Source organism: Synechocystis sp. FACHB-383, assembly GCF_014698605.1.
Lineage (GTDB): Bacteria > Cyanobacteriota > Cyanobacteriia > Cyanobacteriales > Microcystaceae > Synechocystis > Synechocystis salina.
On record NZ_JACJTJ010000040.1, the window covers coordinates 145,012 to 165,657 of the forward strand.

Here is a 20,646-nt window from a genome sequence, read left to right on the forward strand (position 1 = left end):
TTGTGATAGCCATGGGTTTTTCCCGTCTGCCGGTGATCGGGGTGTTTTTTGCCCTGGTTACCGTAACTTTTCTGTTAATTGCCAACTTTAGCCAAGGTCAAGACCCTGCCCCAGTCAGTCTGGCCAAGGAAGTGATCGTCCAAGACCAGTCCACCCCGGTGGTGATTGTGGCGGCGGGGGACATTGCCTGTGCTCCGGAAGATCCAGGTTTTAACGGTGGTTTAGGAACCCCAGACCGTTGCCAGATGGCCGCCACGGCAGACTTGGTTGCTAGCGCTAATCCTGATCTAGTTTTGCCTCTGGGGGATAACCAGTACGAACGGGGAGAATTGGTCAATTACCAAGCTTCCTACCAACCAACCTGGGGAAAATTTGACTCCATTAGTCGTCCGGTGCCAGGCAACCACGAATATTACGGCCCCGATAAGGATGCCGCCGATTACTTTAACTATTTCGGTGCAGTAGCTGGCGATCTCGCAGAGATCCGCTCCGCGGTGCGCCAAAAAGGTTATTACAGCTATGACCAGGGTGATTGGCATTTCATTGCCCTCAATTCCAACTGTGAATACATTGGCGGTTGTGAAATGGGATCGGCCCAACAGCAATGGTTAAAAGCAGATCTGGCGAAAAATACCAAGCAATGCACCCTAGCCTACTGGCACCATCCCCGTTATTCATCCGGTGTGCACGGCAATCAACCCCAAATGGGGGACCTCTGGCAAACCCTCTACGACGGTGGTGCGGAGTTAGTACTTTCGGGCCATGACCATCTCTATGAAAGATTTGCCCCCCAAAATGCCCAGGGCGGCTTGGATCAAACTAAGGGATTGAGGCAATTTGTCATCGGTACCGGCGGCAAAAGTCTTTATCCTTTCAAAACTGTGCGCCCCAACAGTGAAGTGCGGGCAGTGGGGGTATATGGGGTGTTGAAAATGGACCTCAAACCCGGTAGTTACCATTGGCAATATCTAGCGGCCAACACCGATGAATTTGATGAACAGGGGGAGGACTTGTGCCATTAAGGGGATGATTATGCCATTGCTGGTCCCCCTTGCCATTGGCCAAAACTAGGAAAATACTAATAAATTCCATCACCCATTCTAATTCTCCTTTGCGGCAAACCTGCGCTAAGCTTATTCGTGAGCATTTCTCGGTTGTACCTATGGACTTTTCTAGTAACGTTGCAGCGCAACTCAATGCGGGGACGATTTTGCCGGAGGGCGTTGTTATTGTCACTCTCCTCCTTGTGCTAATTGTGGATTTGATTGGGGGACGCAAGGTAGCCTTGGCCCTGCCCTACCTGGCGATCGCCGGTTTATTGGTGTCGGTGGGTTTGCTAGTTACTTCCTGGTCCATGGCGGATCCCATTGGTTTTATCGGTGCTTTTAATGGGGATAACCTCAGCGTTATTTTCCGAGGCATCATTGCCATGTCCACCGTTGTCACCATTTTGATGTCGGTGCGCTACGTCCAACAAACGGGGACTTCCTTGGCGGAATTCATTGCCATTTTGCTCACGGCCACCCTGGGGGGCATGTTCCTCTCGGCGGCCAACGAGTTGGTGATGATTTTTATCTCCCTGGAAATGCTCAGTATTTCCTCCTACCTCATGACCGGTTACATGAAGCGGGACCCCCGTTCCAATGAAGCAGCGTTGAAATATTTGCTCATTGGTGCTTCTAGCTCCGCCATTTTCCTTTACGGTCTTTCCTTGCTCTATGGTTTGTCCGGCGGTGAGACCCAGTTGGTATTAATCGCCGAAAAATTAGTTAATGCCGACAGTATGGGTCAATCCCTCGGTTTGGCGATCGCCCTGGTCTTTGTCATTGCCGGTATTGCCTTTAAAATCTCCGCTGTGCCTTTCCACCAATGGACCCCCGACGTTTATGAAGGTTCTCCCACCCCAGTGGTAGCCTTTCTTTCGGTAGGATCTAAAGCGGCCGGTTTTGCGGTGGCCATTCGGTTGCTGGTGACCGCCTTTGGTGGCATTACCGATGAGTGGCACGTTATTTTCGCTGCCCTGGCAGTGTTAAGCATGGTGCTGGGTAATGTAGTGGCTCTGGCTCAGACCAGTATGAAGCGGATGTTGGCCTACTCTTCCATCGGTCAAGCGGGCTTTGTGATGATTGGTCTGGTGGCGGGTAGTGAAGATGGTTATGCCAGCATGGTGTTCTACATGCTCATCTACCTGTTTATGAACCTGGGGGCGTTTAGTTGCATTATCCTCTTTACCCTCCGCACCGGCAGTGACCAAATTAGTGATTATGCTGGTCTCTACCACAAGGATCCTCTGCTCACCTTAGGCTTGAGCATTTGTTTATTGTCCCTGGGCGGTATTCCTCCTTTGGCAGGTTTCTTCGGTAAAATTTACATCTTCTGGGCCGGTTGGCAGTCGGGATTGTACGGCTTGGTTCTCCTTGGTCTGGTCACCAGCGTCGTTTCCATCTACTACTACATCCGGGTGGTAAAAATGATGGTGGTGAAGGAACCCCAGGAAATGTCCGACGTGATCAAAAATTATCCGGCCATCAAATGGAATTTGCCTGGTATGCGTCCCCTACAGGTGGGTATTGTTGCTACCCTGGTTGCCACCTCCCTGGCAGGTGTTCTTGCTAATCCCCTCTTTAACTTAGCCACCAACTCCGTGGTCAGCACCAAGATGTTGCAGACAGCCCTCCAGCAAACGGAAGAAACTGCGGCGATCGCCATTTCTTCTGAACTTCCCTAGAGATAGCGGTAAGTATTGCTTTAGGAGAAAAGGTCGATAAGTATCACCGTAGAAAACGACTTAAAGGAGATCTTGGGGGAAATTAAGACTCAACTCAACGATCTCCAAAAAGACGTAACTTCCCTCAAGATTAATATGGCAACGGTTAAAACCGAGTTGTCTGCGGTCGGAGATGATGTTAGGGATCTCAAAGGACTCGCCAATGCTCAAATTTGGACGTTAATTCTTGCCGTAATCGGGGCCGTAATCACTCCCCTTGTTCGTTTCGGCATTTTTCCTAATCCCTAACAAAAAACGATCAGGCTTTTCGCCCGATCGCCGTTGATATTTTCCCAAAGGATAAAAGCTAGTCTATTCAGAATCGAATCTTAAAGTACTCCCATATTGGCCAAGCCCAGGATTACTCCAGTGCCGAGGATGTGGCCAAAGCTGGCGGTGCCCAGCACAGCCCCTAAACCAAAGCCACCGAAGAAGTTAGAGGAAGGCATGGGGGTGCCTACACTTTGTTGTTTGATGGTGAATTTGCCAAAGGCGATCGCCAAAATGTTGCAAGCAATCATCACCCCAGCAACTTTGGGGCTCCAGGACAGGGTAGCGGGAACGGCGGTGGCCAATAAAAAGCTATGCATTGAGTTCTCCTTGATCGTAAACGATGATTTTAAGACTATTTTTAACGGCGATGGCATCCACCATTAGGCATTGGGCAACAATGGTGACCAAACCAACGTTAAAAGTTTTATCTTAAGGTTCACCTTTGCTTCCCAGGAAAATCTCGTTGCAATACTTAACAAATCCCCTGGCTAGCCGTGACATTTAGCGTCGTAAATGACTCTGACAAAACTGGTAAATCGGAGCAAGATCATTCACAGTCTGCCCTACTTTGTTCTCGGGTCGGGCAATTCTGATCAGAGTTATCCCCAACGCTTCGGCCAGCCGTTGCTTCACCAATTCTCCCCCTTGGGCACCAGAGGCTTTGGTTACCACCACTTGAATTTGCCATTGTTCCCACAAAGCTTTTTCCAATGGTTCAGCTACGGGGGGACGCAGGGCAATTATTCGGTCGGAGGTAAATCCGGCGGCGATCGCCTGGGTTAAGGCTTGGGGATAGGGCAAAATACGGGCAAATAATATGGCTTGGGTCTGTAGGGCACTGAAATGGTCCAACCAGCGAGCGCCCACGGTCAGCAGCACCCTTTTATCCACTAAGTATGGTTGATAAGACCCTGTGGTTAAACTATCAACGTCGGGCACTTCCAGGGTGTTTTCTCCCAAGGGTAGGGGAGGGCGCTCAAATCGGATATAGGGAATATCTTTTTCCTTGGCGATCGCCGTGACGGTGGCGGTAATTTGGGCCGCAAAGGGATGGGAAGCATCGACAATGGCCGCAATACCATGGCGTTCTAGAAAGGTCGGTATTTCCTCCGGAGTCAAAGCTCCGACGTGAACCCTTAGATAGGGATGAAGGGGATATAGATGCCTGGCCTCTGGGGTAGTGACTGTCACCAGACAAGCCATGCCCTGGGTAATGAGTTCCTCGGCGATCGTGCGACTATCTACAGTTCCGCCAATTAACCAAACAGTTGGCAGGCTATCTACCATAACTAGAGTGCTTACAACTGAAATTTTTCACCTAGATAATATTGTCGCACCAAGGGATTTTCCGATAACTCCCCCGCACTGCCAGAAGCCAAAATTTGCCCGTCCCGCATAATGTAACCCCGGTTGGTGATGGCTAGGGTCTCCCGCACATTGTGGTCGGTGATTAAAATGCCCATATTTCGTTCCCGTAACTGGGCAATGATGGTTTGAATTTCTGCCACCGCAATGGGGTCTACCCCGGCAAAGGGTTCATCTAAGAGCAAAAATTGTGGCCCTTCCACTCCGATCGCCAGGGCCCGGGCCAACTCGGTGCGCCTTCTTTCTCCCCCGGAAATCTGGGAGCCCTGGGTATTGGCCACTTTTTCCAAGCGAAACTCCGCCAATAGTTGTTCCAGACGATGTTTCCGTAGGGGCGGCGAAACCCCAGTTTGTTCTAAGGCAAGGAGAATATTATCCCGCACACTCAACTGACGAAAGACGCTGGCCTGTTGGGTTAGATAGCCTAATCCTAGATGGGCCCGCTGGTTCAGGGGTAAATTCGTTATGTCCCGCTGGTGGAGCCACACCCGACCCGTATTGGGTTTTACCAGCCCCGTAGCAATGTAAAAAGTAGTGGTTTTGCCGGCGCCGTTGGGACCCAGTAAACCGACAATTTCCCCAGGGGCGACCTGGGCGTTGACCCGATTGACCACACACCGTTTGCCGTAGAGTTTATGGATATTTTCTAAAACTAAGGTCACGATCGCCGTTCTCGCTAAAAAGCCTGTCACCGAATGCCGTTAGTATCCCACAGCTTAAGAACCCAGGGGAGGTAAATCCGGCAAAGTGTCACCGGGGAGGGGATTGGGTCCAGTGGGGGACGGGCCGGCGGGATTTTGGGACTCCTCCACTAGATAAATCGATTCCACCTGTTGATTCGCTTCCGGGTTAGCAACGAAACGTCCTTCGTCCACCAAATAGGTCATGGTTTCCGCCCGCATACTGTTGCCATCCTGGAGCACATAGACGTTGCCACTGAGCACTAACCGTCTCTCCTGGGAAAAATACTGGGCCTGGGCCGCCGTTGCCTGCAAGTTCCGGGCAGGATAGTAAACCTGAACGTTGCCCCGGGCCGTCACCACTCCAGTTTGGGAATTGGCCTCTTGGATATCGGAGCGAACAGTCATGGGGCTAGAAGGGGCCGTTTGGGCCACCACCGAGGAATTATTGTTGACGGGTAGGGAAGTCAAGCTCCCTAAGGCGGCCACGGCGATCGCCAACCAACCCCAGTGACGAGATAGCAAACGGGAAGGGGAAAAATGTTGAGGGAATACCATGGGCAAACGAACCATAATCGCTAACAGGCAAGCTAGGGAAGAAAGCAGGGGAAGATTGTCAACCCAATTAAAGCTAGTGTAGCGAATTCGGGCAATCTCTTTGGGGCGCTGAGGTCAAAAATCCATCCTCCACCCTTGGGTTTTGGACGTGCACCCTGGGTTTAGGTTTCCCCTGGGCCATAGCTCTGCACACTGTTTAATAATGCTGGCACCGCCGCCGCTGGCCAACCCCCTTCCGCTTTACGCCCCTGGTGCAAAATAAACCTCAATCCGTAGGCATGGGCATAGCCCTCAATTTCTAGCCAAATTAACTCACTGCTCAGTTCACAACAAATTTTTTCCTCCTCCATTAACTGGTCGGCGATCGCCGTGACAGTCTCGGCCAACTCCCGACTTAAACGCTTAAAGTCAGCAAATTCTGCCCTAGTCAACTCTAACGCCCAATCCTCTGAACCCAGTAAAAAAGGAAAAGTCTCGCCATTGGGATCAAAGCCCCAGCGCCAACCGGAACCCTCCTGAATAGTTTTCGACAGCATCAAATTGGCCAGCGGAGAAGAAAAAAGAGAGTTAGTCGTAAGCCGGGTTCTGTTCCAGGATGCGAGGCACCCAGGGGGAGTTATCTATCTGGGAAATTTGTTACCAAATTCCTCAAGCGGTTCCACCAATCATGGGGCAGGAAAAAGACCAACCTTTGCCCCTCCGACCTTGCTTCCAACCGGGGTTTACCGAGCCAGTACCTCTCGATACTGCTGGTGCGCTCTTACCGCACCTTTGCACCCTTACCTTTTCAGGTATCAGCTATCAGGTATCAGGGGTTTAGACTGATCACTGGTCACTGGTCACTGTAACGGCGGTATTTTTCTGTGGCACTATCCTCACGCTCGCGCGCACTGGGCGTTACCCAGCAAGTTTGGCCTTTGGGAAGCCCGGACTTTCCTCAGATTCCCTGTGACAGGAATCCGCAACTCCCGCCCTAACTCTCTTTTTCTAGTGTGCCATTGATCAGAACTCTCCGCCGATGTGGTTGAGGGCGCAAATTAATTGAAACTTCATTGCCTCCTCCGTAGTCTTGGGAGATTGGTGCTAGGAACTGATCCCATGAAAAAATTTGCCTGTTTAGCTTTGTCCGTATTACTCAGTGGAGCCATGGGCTTACCCAGTGGGGCCGGAGAAGTATTGGATCGCATTGAACAAACGGGGGTGATTAATGCCGGCACCAGAAAGGATGCGGTGCCCTTCGCCTATGTCAATGACCAGGGGCAATGGGTGGGCTTTTCCATCGATATGCTGGAATTAATTCGCCGGGAAGCGGAAGCCAGACTAGGCAAGCCGATCAAACTAAATATGGTAGAAGCCACCGCCGATAACCGCTTTGACTTGATTAAAGATCAAACCATTGATTTAGAATGCGCTTCTTCCACTTTCACTTGGAATAGAACAGCAATGGTGGATTTTTCGGTCAGTTACTTTGCCGATGGCACCAAAATTATCACCGGGGTGGACAGTGATTTAGAGTCCGCCGATTCCTTGGCTGGCCGGGCGATCGGGGTTATTGCCGACACCACCAACGAAAAAGCTATTCTTAATTTCCAGCCGGGGGCGACCATCGTCGAAGTTGAAGACCAAGCCGATGGTATGGCCAAGCTCGAAGCTGGAGAAATCGAAGCCTTTGCCGGAGATGGCATTGTTTTGGCCGGATTGAAAAAAACTTCTGACAATCCCCAACAGTGGAAGGTGGTGCCTAATTTTCCCTATCAGTACGAAGCCTATGCCTGTTTATTGCCCAAAGATGATTCGGATTGGCGCAATTTTGGTGAATTATAGCCTGCTCAAATATATGGAGGGGGTAATCAGTGACCAGAGGACAGCGGTGGAGATTTATGAACGGTGGTTCGATGAAGAAACTGGCGTTGCTCCCTATCCCCGGGAAACGATCAACGATTATTACCAGGGCATTGTGGACAGTTTTGAATGGATTCCCATTGTTAGCTATTAACAATTATTGGCAGAGTTTGAAATGGGGACTAGTTTCCCCCCGACTCTTCGTTTGAAGGAATGATTAAATTAGGCAGTTTCTGATGCATAATTTTCTTCTGAGGACGAGCAAGCATCTATTACATCCAGCTTTTAATAGTTTTAATCACGCATTACATCAGCCTGAAGTCGAACAAGAGCGATTGAAAATTAAAATTATTCAGCGCTTAATTCATACCCATTATGGCCAATCTTTGGGCATCACGAAAAATTCCCACTGGTCGGCGATTCCTGTAGTTAGTTATGAAGATTTTTTTCCCTGGCTAGAACAGCAGCAGACTTCGCCTACACAATCAATCATTACCAACGAAAAAATTCGATCTTGGCAACAAACTTCCGGCAGTTCTGGAGCCAGTAAGCAAATTCCCTATACCCATGGTTTACTAACTGCGTTTACGTTTATGTTTGCTGTTTGGGCCTACGATTTGCTCCACCATGGCCCAGATTTTCGCACAGGCAAAACCTATGCTTGTATTTCTCCCACCTTTGGCGATCGCCCTGGGGGCATCGATGACACGGATTATTTGACGGGGCCTCTGCGCTGGCTTAGTGGTTATTTTTTAGTGCGAGTGGGTAATCATTTTCCTGACGGGGATACTTTTCGTTGGGTTTTAGCCCTAGCTTTATTACAAAACCCAGACTTAGAAATTATTTCCCTTTGGAGTCCAACTTTTTTGACCGTGCAATTGGCATTTATCACTCAGAACCGCCATGCCCTAATTGCAGCCCTTGGCGATCGCCTGGATGATGCCAGACGGAAAGCTCTGGAAACAGAACCGATTAATTGGTTAAAAATCTGGCCACAGTTAAAGCTGATTTCCTGTTGGAATCAACTATTTGCCTGGGAACAAGCTAGGGTTTTACAGACCTATTTTCCCGGAATATTCATCCAAGGAAAAGGTCTATTAGCCACGGAAGCTCCCATTACCATTCCCTTAATCAAGGCTGGGGGATTTGTGCCCTTGGTGAACCAAATTGTCTTGGAATTCATGGCCGCCGATGGCACCATTGTGGATTTGTCCAGCGTACAAACAGGTCAAATTTATCAACTAATTATTTCCACTCCTGGGGGACTATACCGTTACCGTCTTGGCGATCGCCTGCAGGTATCCCATTGGTATCTTAAAACTCCTTGCTTAACCTTGGTGGGTAGGGGCGATCGGGTGAGTGACTTGGTGGGGGAGAAATTAACCGAAGAATTTGTGGCTCAAACCTTGAGAAAGCTTGCCTTGGCCGATGGCGACGGTCTCCGTTGCTTAGTGCCAGTGCCAGGGCCCCAACCCCATTACGTTTTCTACCTATCCCCTACGGCAATGATGGCGATCGCCGGAGAAGAACAAACATTGGCCCAGCGATTAGATCACAGCCTCCAACGTAGTTTTCATTACCGTCGGGCTCGGCAGTTGACACAGCTAGGCCCCGTGCAAGTGAGGACAGACGGTTATCCCCATTGGTTAACCCAGGGGCGTTGGGGAGATGAAAAAGGTTATTGCCTCCGCATTCCTCCTTCTAACCTTGTTTGAAAAACGCTCCTGACCGCCAAATTTAGGGACAAACCAGACACAATTCCTTCCCGGCGATCGCCCCATCTGCCAAGCCCCTAGCCCTGATGGGGTAAAATTCAAGGGTTGGTTTCGTTGTAATTATCAGTTAGAGAAATACATGGGTGGACAGACGCTCGCAGAATCTTCCCAAATTTTGCGCCAAGAAGTATTGGGAGCCCGCCGCTTCAGCAACTTTTTTTGGGCTGGAATTTCCACCATTGGCGGTGTTGGTTTCCTGTTGGCCGGCCTTTCTAGCTACTTCGGCAAAAATCTTTTGATTGTTAGTGACACTACCGGACTGCAGTTTATTCCCCAAGGTGTGGCTCTACTTTTCTACGGTGTGGCCGGCAGCACAGTGGCAGGTTATCTCTGGTTGACCATGGCTCTGAACGTGGGCAGTGGTTACAACGAATTCAATAAAAAATCGGGGCAGGTGACCATTTTTCGTTGGGGTTTCCCCGGCAAAAACCGCCGCATTGAATTGGTTAATAAAATTGCCGATGTCCAGGCAGTAAAAGCAGAAATTAAAGAAGGTGTTAACCCTAAACGCTCCCTGTACCTCAAAGTTAAACAGCGGCGGGACATTCCCCTCACCAGGGCTGGGCAACCCATTTCCCTTTCCCAGTTGGAAAACCAAGGGGCCGAGTTAGCCCGTTTTCTAGGGGTGCCCCTGGAAGGTTTGTAAATTGCCGCTTACATACTGCCAGATCCCCCTATCAGAGGCACCAAATCCAGGGCAGAAACTGGGGGCAGCTGTGTTAAATTGACCTCCACTTCCTCTGGAAGATAATCGAGGTGGACTAAGATCCCTAGCAAGGGACTATGGGTTAGCTGATTTGCACAAAGATAACAGCAGTCCCCATTAGCAATTACGGAGACCATATAGGAGATAAGATTTTATGCGGATTTTACCGAACATTAGCCGAGCCACTTGGTTTGTGGGCATCTTTTTTGTTGTCAATATCTTGCTCACTGCCTGCAATCAGCCATCTGCCAATTCTTCAGCAGATCCCTCCCCCACAGAAACCAGCAGCCCAGTGGCCCAAGCCCAGCTAGCCACGGATCAATACAAGGACTATAAGCCCCGCTTAAATGGCAAAGCCACCGTAGAAATGATGGTTAACGGCCAGCCGATCATTATTGAAGTGGACGGAGAAAATGCGCCGATCACCGCCGGTAACTTCGTTGACCTAGTGGAGCAGGGTTTCTACAACGGCCTAACCTTCCACAGGGTAGTGGATGGCTTTGTGGCCCAGGGGGGAGACCCCAAAGGTGATGGCACAGGCGGTTATGTGGATAAAAACACCCAACGTCCCCGCAATATTCCTTTAGAAATTAAGATTGACCCTGCCGTGGAAAATGCCCCAGAAGCGCCTCTGTATGGCCAACCGGTGGGACAACAGGGCGGCTACAGCAGTCCCCCTGTGATGTTGCCCCATAAAACCGGTGCAGTGGCCATGGCCCGTTCCCAAATGCCGGATTCTGCTTCTTCCCAGTTCTATTTCACCCTGTCTGATGAAACGGGATTTTTAGACGGTGATTATGCCGTGTTTGGTTACGTCACCCAGGGCATGGACGAGGTGCTGAAGATCAAACAGGGGGACAAAATCCAGTCCGCTAAGGTAATTGCAGGGCAAAATAACTTAGAAAAATAGATGGATAGTTCTCACAAAATTTCCCCCGAGCCCAAACAGTTCCTGGAGTCGGAAGCCGTTACCCCCTATGCTGATGCCGCCGTGGTGGTGGTGCCCATTCCCTATGAGGCCACCACTTCTTACCGCAAGGGCTGTCAGTATGGCCCTGGAGCAGTGCTAGAAGCTTCGGACCAGTTGGAAGCCTACGATGAGGAGTTAGATACTTCCCCTTGTCATGATTTGGGCATTTACACCTGTGCTCCCTTGGCAGACAGCAATGAGCATCCGACTTTGGCAGGGGATGCCATGGTGATCCAGGTTTGTGACGGTATTGTCCCCTTTGTGGAGGACGGTAAATTTGTGGTGGCGATCGGTGGGGAGCATGCCATTACCACTGGGGTAGTGCGGGCTATGCAGAAGGGAACGTCGGAGCGTTTCACTGTGGTGCAAATTGACGCCCACGGGGATATGCGGGACAAATTTGAAGGTTCCCAGCATAACCATGCCTGTGTGATGCGCCGGGTGTTGGAATTGGGTTTACCCACTCTCCCGATCGCCATCCGAGCTATTTGTCAGGAAGAGGCAGATCTAATTCGAGCAAAAAATATTCCTGTCTTTTGGGCTAGGGAAATGGCTGATAACCCTGATTGGATTGACCAGGCGATCGCCAGCATCACTACGGAGAAAGTCTTTCTCACCATCGACATGGACGGTTTTGATCCAGGCTTCATGCCGGGGGTGGGTACTCCCGAACCAGGGGGGCTAAGCTGGTATGAAGGGTTAAAATTTTTCCGCCGTCTTTTTCAAACCAAGCAAGTGATTGGTTGTGACTTGATGGAGTTGGCTCCGGTGCCGGGCTCAGTGGTGTCGGAATTTTCCACAGCGAAGCTGGCTTACAAGTTGATGGGTTACTGGGGAGAGTCCCAGGGGAAAAAACCTTAGCTGTTGTCAAAAATTCTATTGAAGTTTAGGAAAAAGGGGATATAAAAGCTTGTTTGAAAAGCCCCCCCTAGCCCCCCAAATTTGGAGGGAAACTGAGTGAAAGTTCCCCATATAGCCAAAGTGTTAAAACGACAGGGCCAAAATTGACCCATGAACTCTAAACTTTGCGGGTCAAACTCCCTCAGAACAATAAAGGCTTAAGGGTTTCCACCACGGATTTGGCTAAGCTCGGTAAATGGTAGCCCCCTTCTAGTCCGAATACCGGATAGGGAGAGATTTCCATCAGATAGTGGCTCATCATGCCGTAATCCTCCGGGGCTACATTCATATAGGCCAAAGGGTCGGCTCGGTTGGCGTCATAACCAGCACTCACCAACAGTAAATCCGGTTTCGCCTGTCGTAAAAACGGGAGAATTTTGTTCTCAAACGCCTCTCGATAAACTTCGCCATCTCCCCCTGGTTTGAGGGGAATATTGAGCACATTGTCATGTTTACCCCGATCGCCTGCGGCCCCTGTGCCGGGATAACAGGGAAATTGGTGCAAAGAACAATAAAAAATGTGGGGGTTATTTTCCACCAGTGCCTCAGTGCCATTGCCGTGGTGCACATCCCAATCCACAATGGCTACCCGTTCCACCCCTGGCCTAGTTAAAGCGTAATGGGCGGCGATCGCCACACTGTTGAGCAAGCAGAAACCCATGCCTGTATTGCGAATGGCATGGTGACCGGGGGGACGGGCCAACACAAATGCCGCTTCCCGTTGGCTTAAAGCGTGGTCAACCCCATCCAGCCAGGCCCGCACCGCTAAGCGAGCCAACTCATAACTCTGGGGAGAAACAGGGGTATCGACATCGAGGGAACCGCCGCCCTCTTCAGCTAATTTTGCCAATTTGTTTAAATATTCTTGGCTATGGCAGCGGAGAATGTATGGGTCTAAATTCCAGGCCACTGGGGAAGGCCTTTGCCAATGGAGATAATTGGCGCCGGGCATCTTCCGTAACGCAGTGACGATCGCCGTCAGTCGAGCTGGACATTCGGGGTGGGTGGGGCCAGTTTCGTGGTGCAAAAAATCCGCGCTGTAGATAATAGCGACCATGGTGGGAGGAGGAGGATGGTGAAATTAAGTAAAGAAAGCGGAGCAAAAAGTTTGGCCAGCCCCTCAGCCATTGCCCCAGGGCCATGACCCACCAATGCTATTCTAGGTAGGGTATTGAGCCAAATTTAAGATCGAGGCAGTTTAGGCTATGCAAGTTAATAATCTCGGCTTTATAGCAAGTATTTTATTTGTGTTGGTGCCAACGGTTTTCCTGTTGATCCTGTTTATTCAAACCGGTAAACAGAGCGAAAGCTAAGCCTTGGTTAACCATTGTCAAACAGAACAGAGTCAGGGGTGGAGTCTATCCAGCCCCCTTTTTTTGCCCAATGGATGATTTAAGCGTGGGTTAATATTTCGCTCTTGCTGGGGTTCAAATCCCTTCTTTGCGGGCCAGTAACACCGGACAGGGAGCATTGACCCGAATATAGTCCGACAGGGAAGTGCCCAACAGTCGGTCCAAGTCTGGCAAACTCTTGGCAATGGAGGGTCGGCGATCGGGGGAACCCAACAGTAACAAATCAGCGTTGTAGTCCTCGGCCAATTCACATAGTTTTTCCCCTGGCTTACCCCCCGTTACGGTGGAGCGGTAGGCAATACCCAAACGCTTCGCCTTGGCGATCGCCGGGGCCAGGACGGGGTTCTCCTCAATTTCTTGACGGGAAAGGGGCAACAGATCCGGTTTGAGGTCAGGATTCACCCGGGCTAGGATTAATTCCCCTTCTGGATAGTCTCGCAAAAGCTCCAGAGCTAATTCCAACGCATACTCCGCCGCTGCTGACTTATCTAGGGCCACCATGACCCGTTTAATGCGCTTAACGTAAATATCGTCCTTCACCAACAACATGGGGTGGTTGGTCAGTTGAAATACATACTGACTGACGGAATTTTCTAAAATGGCTTCCAACCGCTTCAAGCCCCGGGAACCCATAATAATTAGGTCCGCATCAATTTCATTGGCCACATCACACACCACCCCCTTGGGATCCCCTTGGCGCAACATGGTGGAGACCTTACTGGGTTCGATGGCCACATCCTCCAACAAATCCGCCAGGATTTTACCGCCCTCGGCCCATTTTTCCGTGAATGCCTCCGTGGTAATTTGGGGTGGAACCACGTGCAAAATCGTGATCGATGCCTTTTGCACCGCCGGAAAATCCATCATGGCCTTGAGCATTTCTTGGGTTTGGCTGGTGCCAGAATCTGCGTATAAAATTTTGCTAAGCATGATAATTGAGTTCCTTGAATCGGTTCAGGGAGAGTCTCACCGTGCCATGGAGATTGATAACGGCAAGCCCTCCTCGGTTAAGCCTTATCCCTTCAGAATAAGGCCAATGCAAGCGCAGAAATTTAACGACTTGTTGCGGACTTTCTCAGTCTTGGTGGGCCATGGTTTTAGGGGACTTCTAACCCAATGCCCATATCAACAACTAGCCTGTCCCCCCAATTGACGGCGGGAGTGTGTCAAAATCTAGGGAAATTTGAGATTGTCGTTAGCCATTACCGACGAGTAAAAGCTATGAACGTGATTGTGGATTTATGTGTCGTGCCCCTAGGTGTGGGGGTTTCCGTGGGCCAGTATGTGGCCGCCTGTCAGAAAGTGTTGGCCGAAGCGGGACTGAAACATACCATGCATGCCTACGGCACCAACATTGAAGGGGATTGGGACGAAGTTTTTGCCGCAGTCAAGGCCTGCCACGAAGCGGTCCATGCCCTAGGAGCCCCCCGCATCTCCTCCAGCATGCGCTTCGGTACTCGTACCGATCGCCCCCAAACCATGGATGAGAAGGTGAAAAGTGTGGAAACATGGCTGGAAAATTCCTGAGCACTTAATGGCGAGGAGAGCTAGGGTTAATTCGGTCTGCCCAGGGCGGATTTTAGTTCTTCCCCTGTCAACTTCAACTCGTTAACTTGCGGGCTCCGTTGCTTCTAGCTCCACTAGGTAGCTCCCCCATTTCTCCTCGTTGGTGCGGGGATCAATGTCTTTTTTTAACAATCGCCAACTTTTACCTTCACTTTGCCGCTGTAGGTAAAGATCAAATGGATTCTGTTTTTGAGTCACCGTTTGCCGGGGCAGAATCAGTTTTAAATCATATCCCCCAGTTAGGTGATAGGCCGGTAAGTTATCCACGGCGATCGCCTCGATTTTTTTAACGTTGATCTTGCTAATTTCAAAATCCGGCGTTGGGGCGTTTAAATGTTGACTAAGGGCAGTTTGGGTACGGTTGAGTTGGAAAGTAATTGCTTGCTGTACCACTGCACCATCGGGGGCAAATTCCAAGGGGGGCGGGGAGCTTTGACAGGCGTTTAGGCTCAAGCAAATCAAACCCATGGCTAACCAACCAAGCAATCGACGTTGATAACAATTGATTAGGTTAATTAGGTCAACGGCGAAACTCTGCCAGGTCTGGAGCATTTCCCTGCCCAAAAGTGATTTTTGCATAAACAATTAATTAATCAGCGCCCCTCAGTTGTTGTAGTTTCTCCAACACTTTTTCGACGTGGCCCTTGACCCTCACATTAGGCCAAATGTGGGCAATATTTCCCTGGGGGTTGATTAAAAAAGTGGAACGCAGAATGCCTTCATACTCTTTACCCATGAACTTTTTTGGTCCCCAAGCGCCATAGGCCGCCGCTAATTGATGCTCCGGGTCACTGAGTAATTGAACGGTGAGATTATGCTTATCGATGAATTTGCTGTGGCTTTTTTCCGAGTCTGGGCTGACCCCAACCACAACAGCATCGAGGGCGGTAAATTCCGCTAACTTGGCACTAAACTCCGTTGCTTCAGTGGTGCAACCGGGGGTATTGTCCTTGGGGTAAAAATAAAGCACCAACCACTTCCCCGCAAAATTTCCTAGTGAAATCGTTGTGCCTGCGGCATTAGGCGCAGAGAAAGGGGGGGCCGGTTGGTTGATTTCTAGGGCGGTGGCCATGGTGAAAAATTTCTCAATTAAGTACGGTTGTGGGGAATTTCTAGTAGCCCAATGGTCATTAGCCTTACCGAGCCCCAGGGGCTTAAAATTATTTGATATGTAAAGGAATCAAAATTAGGGGCAAAACGGCGATCGCCAGTAGGAGTAAAGACCCTCCCCAGGCAATGAACCGATGGGAACTAGGGGCCACTGGAGAGGACAATAATTGATCAATGCGAGCCAGTAGGCGGTCCTGTTGGCCTGCAAAGGGTACCCCCAGGGGCAGGGGATTGGCCACCATGGCATTTTGGGCCACTAGGGCGAGGGCTTCCGCCAATACCAGGGGGTCACAGTGATTCGCGCCATGGCGATCGGCTCGGCATTCCCTTTGCCACAGTAATTCCTGCCACAAGGATTCCGTTTCCGGTAACCAAAAAGTTAAACGGCGCAGGGCCCCCAAACAGAAAAATGTCCAGGTGTCCCGGTAAAAAAGATGGGCGCTTTCGTGGGCTAACACCGCTTCTATCTGCTCTGGAGTCAGTAGGCGCAATAACCCCCGGCTCACTACCAATTCCGGCGACCAAAGCCCCACCTGGGCACTGTAGGGAAAATCGGTTTCCAAAAGACGAATTTTTTGCCCTTGCCAATGGCTGATGGGGTATTTCTGCACCGCCCCCAGGGTTTGCCAGGTTTGCCCCGCCAAATAGAGCACCGATAGCCCAGTCCAAACTAAAAATATCCAGGCCAAGAGATGGCTACCCATGCTAACTGGTAAGCCAAACATCCAACCACAGCCCATCCAGGCGATCGCCGCACTGGTACTGATCAAAAGCATGGGGGGCAGGGCAAAGAAAATTAATGCCGCAGGCCAGTCTAGTTTGCCGGGCCAGTAACGAATTGCCCAGCGCAGGCCAAACGCAATTAATACAGCCATGAGAAACAGAATACTGTGCATTATTTTTCCTCCTGTCGCTGTTGCCGGGCCGCCCGTAGCCGATCGGCGATCGCCGTTAACTGGTCAATGCTAGCCGTATCCAAACTGTCAGCAAAGGCGGCCACCACATCAGGGTTGCTAATGGCCAAAAACTGTTGCAATTGTTCGTAGGACTGCACCGCCTTGGCCTGGTCAGCGCTTACCCTGGCCGTCCAAATAAAGGCTTTACCCTGGCGATGGCACACTAGCCAACCCTTTTTAGTCAGACGGTTCAACACAGTAGTCACCGAAGAGTAGGCCAATTCCCGGTCAGGATCGCTCAAAATACGGTCGTGGATATCCTTCACCGTGGCCTGGCCCAATTGCCAGACAATTTCCAGAATTTCCTGCTCCAGGGGGCCCAGGGACAATTGTTGGGGGCGGTAGGGGGGGATCCAACTCATAAATATTCCACGGTGCATCAAGATCTTTTCTAACCATACAGGATTAATCCTGAGAGAATCCACCGTACCGGGCCAGGAACTCATCAATTTTTTGCCTGATTTTAGGGGCAGATTTACCGGACACCAGATACAACTTAAACTCATTCTGCCCACTCAAATATTCTGCGTAGGCTGAACTGAGATAGGGGCGATATTTATCCGCACCCTGGGGATCTTGACGGATGTAAACTTCAAAAAATGCCACGGTTGTACCCATGACGTAGTCATAAATGGTGTTTTGATTGGGTAAAACCAGGTGGGCGGTGGAATCAATGGCTTTACTGATGCCCGGATCTAATTTAGTAAAGTTAACGTGGGCTTGCCCTTCAATTAGCAGCCAATATTTATCCGGCACCGTTAACCAGGTAAAAGATGCTGCTTGTTCCAAAGCTGGGGGCGCCGCCGGGTCGTAACTACCGGAGCCAAAAACAACCGGAATGTTAATTTTAGCTAACCCTTTACTGCCAAAAAGACTGCGGTTAACTGGGTTGGCCGCAAACACGGCTTTGACCCTTTCATCCCGTAAGGAAATGGTTTGTCGGGGCAATTCTAGCGCTCGGCATTGCATCAGCAGAGCAACGTCTAAATTGGCTAAATCTGAATCACAATCCTTTTGTAAGTTATCAAAATCTATTTCCGCCCCGGCGATCGCCAAAGCAGTATAGCCGCCAAAGGAATGGCCTGCCATGCCAACATTTTCTAAATCTAAACGACCAGCAAATTCTGATTGATTACGTCGTTGCAATTCATCCAAGGTAAAACTAATGTCCTTGGGACGATCAATGTAATCATTAACATCAAAAATGTCGCCGTGATAGCCCTCCAACATTTCCTGGAGATAGATATTGTCACTACCGACATGTTGGGGGGCAACAACTAGATAGCCGTAGGAAGCTAAATGTTGTAAACCCACTGCGTAATCTTCGGGTCGAGAAGACAAACCATGGGAAAAGGCCAACACCGAAATCTTACCTTGAGGTTCTCCCTTGGGAATAAAAACATCAACATAAAAATGGCGATCACGACTAGCGTCAACTAAGTGCCAAACGACTTTTTCCACCCCATAGGGGCCGGGCTGGCGTAGGTCAGGTAACTCGGCATAATTAACGGCTGGAGCTTCCGCAGTCTCCTCAGCGGTCAGTGTGGCCAATTCCTGCACAGCAGTTTCCGTTGCCAAGATGAACATGTCAACTTGCTTGGCCAATGCCAGAGCCTTCTCCCCATTAATTTGTATGCTGGTGGGTAATTTTTGTAGCACTTTAATTGAAGACAATCCCCCTGGTTCCATTGCCGCCTGAACAAGGGCTGCTCGTATGGCATATTTACCATTATTTTTATAGGGAATATTAATCACTTCCCCTAGTCGGGCTAAGATTTCTTCTCCCATTTTTGTATTAAAAAAACGAGAAATCATTACAGGATCAAGCTCTACTTCTTTGGTCAATACTTCCCGTAACTCTTTCTGTTGATCCTGGGCAATAAAATTGAAATAAAATTGTAGGTCTTTATTAACTTCCCCTGTCTCCGCAAACTTTGTCAAAGATTCTATTTCTACGGAAGTCATCAAACCACCATAGGAAAAGGAAATTTGCTCTGCCGCCCCTAGGGGAAAAGCCAGGAGAATGTTTGCCGTTAAGGCCCCCAATAACAGCATCCCTTTTTGATAAGCTCGCTTTGAAAAGTTTGTCGGTATTATCATGAATTTTCCACAAAAGTAAGGGCTAGGTTTTTTATTGCGGGACAGAGCTGATTCTTGCTGATTGCCATCGACTTCAGCAATTTTATAGAAATTGATCATAGATTTTTTGTTGCCTTTTGTCATCAATCGTAACAAAATTTTGTTTGAGGAAATTTATGCTTATTTTGGCAATGAAAATTAACAAATTACTGACAGGCACAATTTAACGTTTGGGACGAAATATATGACTGTGGTCGGGGTGATAAAGGCGCGATCGCCTAGGCAGATCGGTTTTTAAGGCTGGGCTGATTAAGTATAGGGTGGTGCGGATTAAATTTTCCCGTAAACTTAGGGCCGCCATTTCCCCCAGGGGAACTAACCAAATTTTTTCATCGGGCCACCCCACTCGAAAGCAAACCGCTACGGGGGTATCGGCAGGGTAGTGCTCCAATAATTGGTTCTGAGCTTTTTCCACATGGCGAGCGGCTAAGTATAGCCCTAAACTGGCTTGGTGGTAGGCCAAACTTGCTAACTCTTCCCGTTCTGGCACCGCCGAAGCCGCACCACTAATGCGGGTCAGCACAATGGTTTGTACCAGGTCGGGCACGGTGAGTTCACAGTTTAAGATAGCCGCCGCCGCCTGGAATGCACTAATACCCGGCACACAGACAAAGGGAATATCCGCTTCCCCCAGGGCCTGCATTTGTTCGTGAATAGCACTGTAGAGGGTCAAATCACCGGAATGGAGCCGCACCACAATCTTCCCTTGGCGCACCGCTGTGATCATTAACGGCACAATGGTTTCCAAGGTTTTACTCCCGGTGGCAATGCATTCTGTCTTGGGTCCTACCTCTGCCAACATTTGCTTGGGCACCAGGGAATCGGCATAGAGGACTAAGTCCGCCGCCTGGAGGAGTTTTTGTCCCTTAATGGTCAGTAGATCGGGATCACCGGGGCCTGCCCCAACAAAATAAACTGCCGGAGAAAAAGATTGTCTGGTTGCGGTCATAGATTTGCAGGTATGGGATTTTGGTGAAAAATCAGTAATTGATCTGCCGGTACGGTTTCCATGGCGTAGGGAATACCATGCTGGTCAGCAAATTCAACTTCAAACGTCTGGTCGTCAAGTTCCATTACCACTGTTCCCACCTGGCCCGGTTGCAGGTAAATCAGCTCACCTGTTTCAAATTTTTTGGTTATCCGACCTTCAGTAAGAATAACAACATCTAAGTCTTTAATCTTCATAATTACCTGCTACTTTCTAACGGGATAACAACTAACTAAGCGAGGAAAATTTTCCCCTTTACGAACAACCCATGCTGATAAAATCCAGGATTTCCCCTGTTTTGTTTTCAGAAAAAACTTGAGATTATAGTATTTGCCAAAGTTATTTTCTTTATGAATTAATACCTGCTCAGTTACAGAAGTGTTGAACGATAGTTATAAAGAAGGAAAAAGCCCTTTAAAATGATAGAATAAAGGGCAGAAACATTAAAATAATTGAAGCAATGATATCAAATTTTGGACATATTGTCAAAACTCATCTATCTAATTTTCCTAAAGATGACTACCCAGTGTTAGACACATTTAAGTTTGTGAGTATCTGGTTAGGCTTGGTCTTAGACCAGAGCCAAACAAGCATGAGAAGTATGTTTAAAAGACTGAACTTGCGAGGGGAGACAGTAGATATATCTACATTCTCAAAAGCAAGCAAAAAAAGGGATGTCGGAGTTTTTAGGGAAATGAT

General features: G+C 49.4%; 25 protein-coding genes, 1 other RNA gene and 1 pseudogene. 12 read left to right on the forward strand and 15 right to left on the reverse strand.

Annotation, left to right across the window (positions count from 1 at the left end):
• The first annotated feature begins 11 nt into the window (after positions 1 to 11).
• The 3 genes from H6G45_RS11730 (at position 12) to H6G45_RS11740 (ending at position 3,016) form a co-directional block, all read left to right on the forward strand.
• Entirely contained in the window at positions 12 to 1,022 is a 1,011-nt protein-coding gene (locus H6G45_RS11730) for a metallophosphoesterase (protein ID WP_190598608.1), read from the forward strand.
• 140 nt (positions 1,023 to 1,162) lie between these two features.
• Positions 1,163 to 2,728, forward strand: a complete 1,566-nt coding sequence (locus tag H6G45_RS11735) for an NAD(P)H-quinone oxidoreductase subunit N (protein WP_190598609.1) — start codon at positions 1,163 to 1,165, stop codon at positions 2,726 to 2,728.
• Between the two features lie 69 nt (positions 2,729 to 2,797).
• Positions 2,798 to 3,016, forward strand: coding sequence for a hypothetical protein (locus H6G45_RS11740; RefSeq protein WP_347338264.1), 219 nt, complete (start codon positions 2,798 to 2,800; stop codon positions 3,014 to 3,016).
• 80 nt (positions 3,017 to 3,096) lie between these two features.
• On the opposite strand, the gene psaK is transcribed toward H6G45_RS11740, so the two are convergent.
• From psaK to rnpB, 6 genes are all read right to left on the reverse strand, one after another.
• The gene (gene psaK / locus H6G45_RS11745; RefSeq protein WP_190598610.1) at positions 3,097 to 3,357 is read right to left on the reverse strand and encodes a photosystem I reaction center subunit PsaK; all 261 of its coding nucleotides are present in this window, start codon (positions 3,355 to 3,357) and stop codon (positions 3,097 to 3,099) included.
• A 184-nt stretch (positions 3,358 to 3,541) separates the two neighbouring features.
• Positions 3,542 to 4,327, reverse strand: a complete 786-nt coding sequence (gene cobK, locus H6G45_RS11750) for a precorrin-6A reductase (protein ID WP_190598611.1) — start codon at positions 4,325 to 4,327, stop codon at positions 3,542 to 3,544.
• A gap of 11 nt (positions 4,328 to 4,338) precedes the next feature.
• Positions 4,339 to 5,097: an LPS export ABC transporter ATP-binding protein gene (gene lptB, locus H6G45_RS11755; protein WP_204250435.1), complete on the reverse strand. Its 759-nt coding sequence runs from the start codon at positions 5,095 to 5,097 to the stop codon at positions 4,339 to 4,341.
• Between the two features lie 24 nt (positions 5,098 to 5,121).
• Complete coding sequence (locus H6G45_RS11760) at positions 5,122 to 5,658, reverse strand: LptA/OstA family protein (protein WP_190598612.1); 537 nt, start codon at positions 5,656 to 5,658, stop codon at positions 5,122 to 5,124.
• 146 nt (positions 5,659 to 5,804) lie between these two features.
• Positions 5,805 to 6,179: a DUF1818 family protein gene (locus H6G45_RS11765; protein ID WP_190598613.1), complete on the reverse strand. Its 375-nt coding sequence runs from the start codon at positions 6,177 to 6,179 to the stop codon at positions 5,805 to 5,807.
• A gap of 22 nt (positions 6,180 to 6,201) precedes the next feature.
• Positions 6,202 to 6,625, reverse strand: an RNA gene (rnpB, locus tag H6G45_RS11770) — RNase P RNA component class A.
• Between the two features lie 116 nt (positions 6,626 to 6,741).
• Between rnpB and H6G45_RS11775 the strand changes: the two genes are divergently transcribed.
• The 6 genes from H6G45_RS11775 (at position 6,742) to speB (ending at position 11,797) form a co-directional block, all read left to right on the forward strand.
• Entirely contained in the window at positions 6,742 to 7,467 is a 726-nt protein-coding gene (locus H6G45_RS11775; protein ID WP_242018148.1) for an amino acid ABC transporter substrate-binding protein, read from the forward strand.
• Positions 7,457 to 7,639, forward strand: a complete 183-nt coding sequence (locus H6G45_RS19575) for a hypothetical protein (protein ID WP_242018149.1) — start codon at positions 7,457 to 7,459, stop codon at positions 7,637 to 7,639. The genes H6G45_RS11775 and H6G45_RS19575 overlap by 11 nt, the downstream gene beginning before the upstream one ends.
• A gap of 82 nt (positions 7,640 to 7,721) precedes the next feature.
• Positions 7,722 to 9,200 (forward strand): GH3 auxin-responsive promoter family protein, encoded by a 1,479-nt coding sequence (locus tag H6G45_RS11780; RefSeq protein ID WP_190598614.1) that lies wholly within the window; start codon positions 7,722 to 7,724, stop codon positions 9,198 to 9,200.
• Between the two features lie 139 nt (positions 9,201 to 9,339).
• Positions 9,340 to 9,906, forward strand: coding sequence for a photosystem I assembly protein Ycf4 (locus tag H6G45_RS11785; protein WP_190598615.1), 567 nt, complete (start codon positions 9,340 to 9,342; stop codon positions 9,904 to 9,906).
• A 214-nt stretch (positions 9,907 to 10,120) separates the two neighbouring features.
• Positions 10,121 to 10,876, forward strand: coding sequence for a peptidylprolyl isomerase (locus H6G45_RS11790; protein WP_190598616.1), 756 nt, complete (start codon positions 10,121 to 10,123; stop codon positions 10,874 to 10,876).
• Positions 10,877 to 11,797: an agmatinase gene (gene speB, locus H6G45_RS11795; RefSeq protein WP_190598617.1), complete on the forward strand. Its 921-nt coding sequence runs from the start codon at positions 10,877 to 10,879 to the stop codon at positions 11,795 to 11,797.
• 181 nt (positions 11,798 to 11,978) lie between these two features.
• On the opposite strand, the gene H6G45_RS11800 is transcribed toward speB, so the two are convergent.
• Positions 11,979 to 12,893 carry a histone deacetylase gene (locus H6G45_RS11800; protein ID WP_190598618.1) on the reverse strand — a complete coding sequence of 305 codons (915 nt, stop codon included), beginning with the start codon at positions 12,891 to 12,893 and terminating at the stop codon, positions 11,979 to 11,981.
• 148 nt (positions 12,894 to 13,041) lie between these two features.
• On the opposite strand from H6G45_RS11800, the gene psbM reads away from it, so the two are divergent.
• Positions 13,042 to 13,149, forward strand: coding sequence for a photosystem II reaction center protein PsbM (psbM, locus tag H6G45_RS11805; protein WP_010871338.1), 108 nt, complete (start codon positions 13,042 to 13,044; stop codon positions 13,147 to 13,149).
• Between the two features lie 114 nt (positions 13,150 to 13,263).
• Here the strand turns inward: psbM and H6G45_RS11810 are convergent, their stop codons facing one another.
• Positions 13,264 to 14,118, reverse strand: coding sequence for a universal stress protein (locus H6G45_RS11810; RefSeq protein ID WP_190598619.1), 855 nt, complete (start codon positions 14,116 to 14,118; stop codon positions 13,264 to 13,266).
• A 231-nt stretch (positions 14,119 to 14,349) separates the two neighbouring features.
• Between H6G45_RS11810 and H6G45_RS11815 the strand changes: the two genes are divergently transcribed.
• On the forward strand, positions 14,350 to 14,715 hold the full coding sequence (locus H6G45_RS11815) for an MTH1187 family thiamine-binding protein (RefSeq protein ID WP_190598633.1): 366 nt from the start codon (positions 14,350 to 14,352) through the stop codon (positions 14,713 to 14,715).
• 81 nt (positions 14,716 to 14,796) lie between these two features.
• Here the strand turns inward: H6G45_RS11815 and H6G45_RS11820 are convergent, their stop codons facing one another.
• The 7 genes from H6G45_RS11820 to H6G45_RS11850 all read right to left on the reverse strand — a co-directional run bounded on the left by H6G45_RS11820 (position 14,797) and on the right by H6G45_RS11850 (position 20,144).
• Positions 14,797 to 15,333, reverse strand: a complete 537-nt coding sequence (locus tag H6G45_RS11820) for a hypothetical protein (RefSeq protein ID WP_190598620.1) — start codon at positions 15,331 to 15,333, stop codon at positions 14,797 to 14,799.
• A 10-nt stretch (positions 15,334 to 15,343) separates the two neighbouring features.
• Positions 15,344 to 15,826 (reverse strand): thioredoxin-dependent thiol peroxidase, encoded by a 483-nt coding sequence (gene bcp, locus H6G45_RS11825; RefSeq protein WP_190598621.1) that lies wholly within the window; start codon positions 15,824 to 15,826, stop codon positions 15,344 to 15,346.
• Between the two features lie 88 nt (positions 15,827 to 15,914).
• Positions 15,915 to 16,760, reverse strand: coding sequence for a M56 family metallopeptidase (locus H6G45_RS11830; protein ID WP_190598622.1), 846 nt, complete (start codon positions 16,758 to 16,760; stop codon positions 15,915 to 15,917).
• Positions 16,760 to 17,182 (reverse strand): BlaI/MecI/CopY family transcriptional regulator, encoded by a 423-nt coding sequence (locus H6G45_RS11835; RefSeq protein WP_190598623.1) that lies wholly within the window; start codon positions 17,180 to 17,182, stop codon positions 16,760 to 16,762. The genes H6G45_RS11830 and H6G45_RS11835 overlap by 1 nt, the downstream gene beginning before the upstream one ends.
• Before the next feature lie 43 nt (positions 17,183 to 17,225).
• Positions 17,226 to 19,019 carry an alpha/beta hydrolase gene (locus tag H6G45_RS11840; RefSeq protein WP_199309725.1) on the reverse strand — a complete coding sequence of 598 codons (1,794 nt, stop codon included), beginning with the start codon at positions 19,017 to 19,019 and terminating at the stop codon, positions 17,226 to 17,228.
• Between the two features lie 103 nt (positions 19,020 to 19,122).
• On the reverse strand, positions 19,123 to 19,908 hold the full coding sequence (cobM, locus tag H6G45_RS11845) for a precorrin-4 C(11)-methyltransferase (protein WP_190598624.1): 786 nt from the start codon (positions 19,906 to 19,908) through the stop codon (positions 19,123 to 19,125).
• Positions 19,905 to 20,144, reverse strand: coding sequence for a DUF4926 domain-containing protein (locus tag H6G45_RS11850; RefSeq protein WP_199309726.1), 240 nt, complete (start codon positions 20,142 to 20,144; stop codon positions 19,905 to 19,907). Before H6G45_RS11850 ends, cobM begins: the two co-directional genes overlap by 4 nt.
• Before the next feature lie 263 nt (positions 20,145 to 20,407).
• Between H6G45_RS11850 and H6G45_RS11855 the strand changes: the two are divergent.
• Positions 20,408 to 20,646, forward strand: a pseudogene (locus H6G45_RS11855) (IS4 family transposase); the annotation flags it as partial.

Coding starts and splice junctions, on each gene's coding strand:
- H6G45_RS11730 (WP_190598608.1), top strand. CDS start 12: ATGGGTTTTTCCCGTCTGCCGGTGATCGGGGTGTTTTTTGCCCTGGTT.
- H6G45_RS11735 (WP_190598609.1), top strand. CDS start 1,163: ATGGACTTTTCTAGTAACGTTGCAGCGCAACTCAATGCGGGGACGATT.
- psaK (WP_190598610.1), bottom strand. CDS start 3,357: ATGCATAGCTTTTTATTGGCCACCGCCGTTCCCGCTACCCTGTCCTGG.
- cobK (WP_190598611.1), bottom strand. CDS start 4,327: ATGGTAGATAGCCTGCCAACTGTTTGGTTAATTGGCGGAACTGTAGAT.
- H6G45_RS11760 (WP_190598612.1), bottom strand. CDS start 5,658: ATGGTTCGTTTGCCCATGGTATTCCCTCAACATTTTTCCCCTTCCCGT.
- H6G45_RS11765 (WP_190598613.1), bottom strand. CDS start 6,179: ATGCTGTCGAAAACTATTCAGGAGGGTTCCGGTTGGCGCTGGGGCTTT.
- H6G45_RS11775 (WP_242018148.1), top strand. CDS start 6,742: ATGAAAAAATTTGCCTGTTTAGCTTTGTCCGTATTACTCAGTGGAGCC.
- H6G45_RS11780 (WP_190598614.1), top strand. CDS start 7,722: ATGCATAATTTTCTTCTGAGGACGAGCAAGCATCTATTACATCCAGCT.
- H6G45_RS11785 (WP_190598615.1), top strand. CDS start 9,340: ATGGGTGGACAGACGCTCGCAGAATCTTCCCAAATTTTGCGCCAAGAA.
- H6G45_RS11790 (WP_190598616.1), top strand. CDS start 10,121: ATGCGGATTTTACCGAACATTAGCCGAGCCACTTGGTTTGTGGGCATC.
- speB (WP_190598617.1), top strand. CDS start 10,877: ATGGATAGTTCTCACAAAATTTCCCCCGAGCCCAAACAGTTCCTGGAG.
- H6G45_RS11800 (WP_190598618.1), bottom strand. CDS start 12,893: ATGGTCGCTATTATCTACAGCGCGGATTTTTTGCACCACGAAACTGGC.
- psbM (WP_010871338.1), top strand. CDS start 13,042: ATGCAAGTTAATAATCTCGGCTTTATAGCAAGTATTTTATTTGTGTTG.
- H6G45_RS11810 (WP_190598619.1), bottom strand. CDS start 14,118: ATGCTTAGCAAAATTTTATACGCAGATTCTGGCACCAGCCAAACCCAA.
- H6G45_RS11820 (WP_190598620.1), bottom strand. CDS start 15,333: ATGCAAAAATCACTTTTGGGCAGGGAAATGCTCCAGACCTGGCAGAGT.
- bcp (WP_190598621.1), bottom strand. CDS start 15,826: ATGGCCACCGCCCTAGAAATCAACCAACCGGCCCCCCCTTTCTCTGCG.
- H6G45_RS11830 (WP_190598622.1), bottom strand. CDS start 16,760: ATGCACAGTATTCTGTTTCTCATGGCTGTATTAATTGCGTTTGGCCTG.
- H6G45_RS11835 (WP_190598623.1), bottom strand. CDS start 17,182: ATGAGTTGGATCCCCCCCTACCGCCCCCAACAATTGTCCCTGGGCCCC.
- H6G45_RS11840 (WP_199309725.1), bottom strand. CDS start 19,019: ATGATCAATTTCTATAAAATTGCTGAAGTCGATGGCAATCAGCAAGAA.
- cobM (WP_190598624.1), bottom strand. CDS start 19,908: ATGACCGCAACCAGACAATCTTTTTCTCCGGCAGTTTATTTTGTTGGG.
- H6G45_RS11850 (WP_199309726.1), bottom strand. CDS start 20,144: ATGAAGATTAAAGACTTAGATGTTGTTATTCTTACTGAAGGTCGGATA.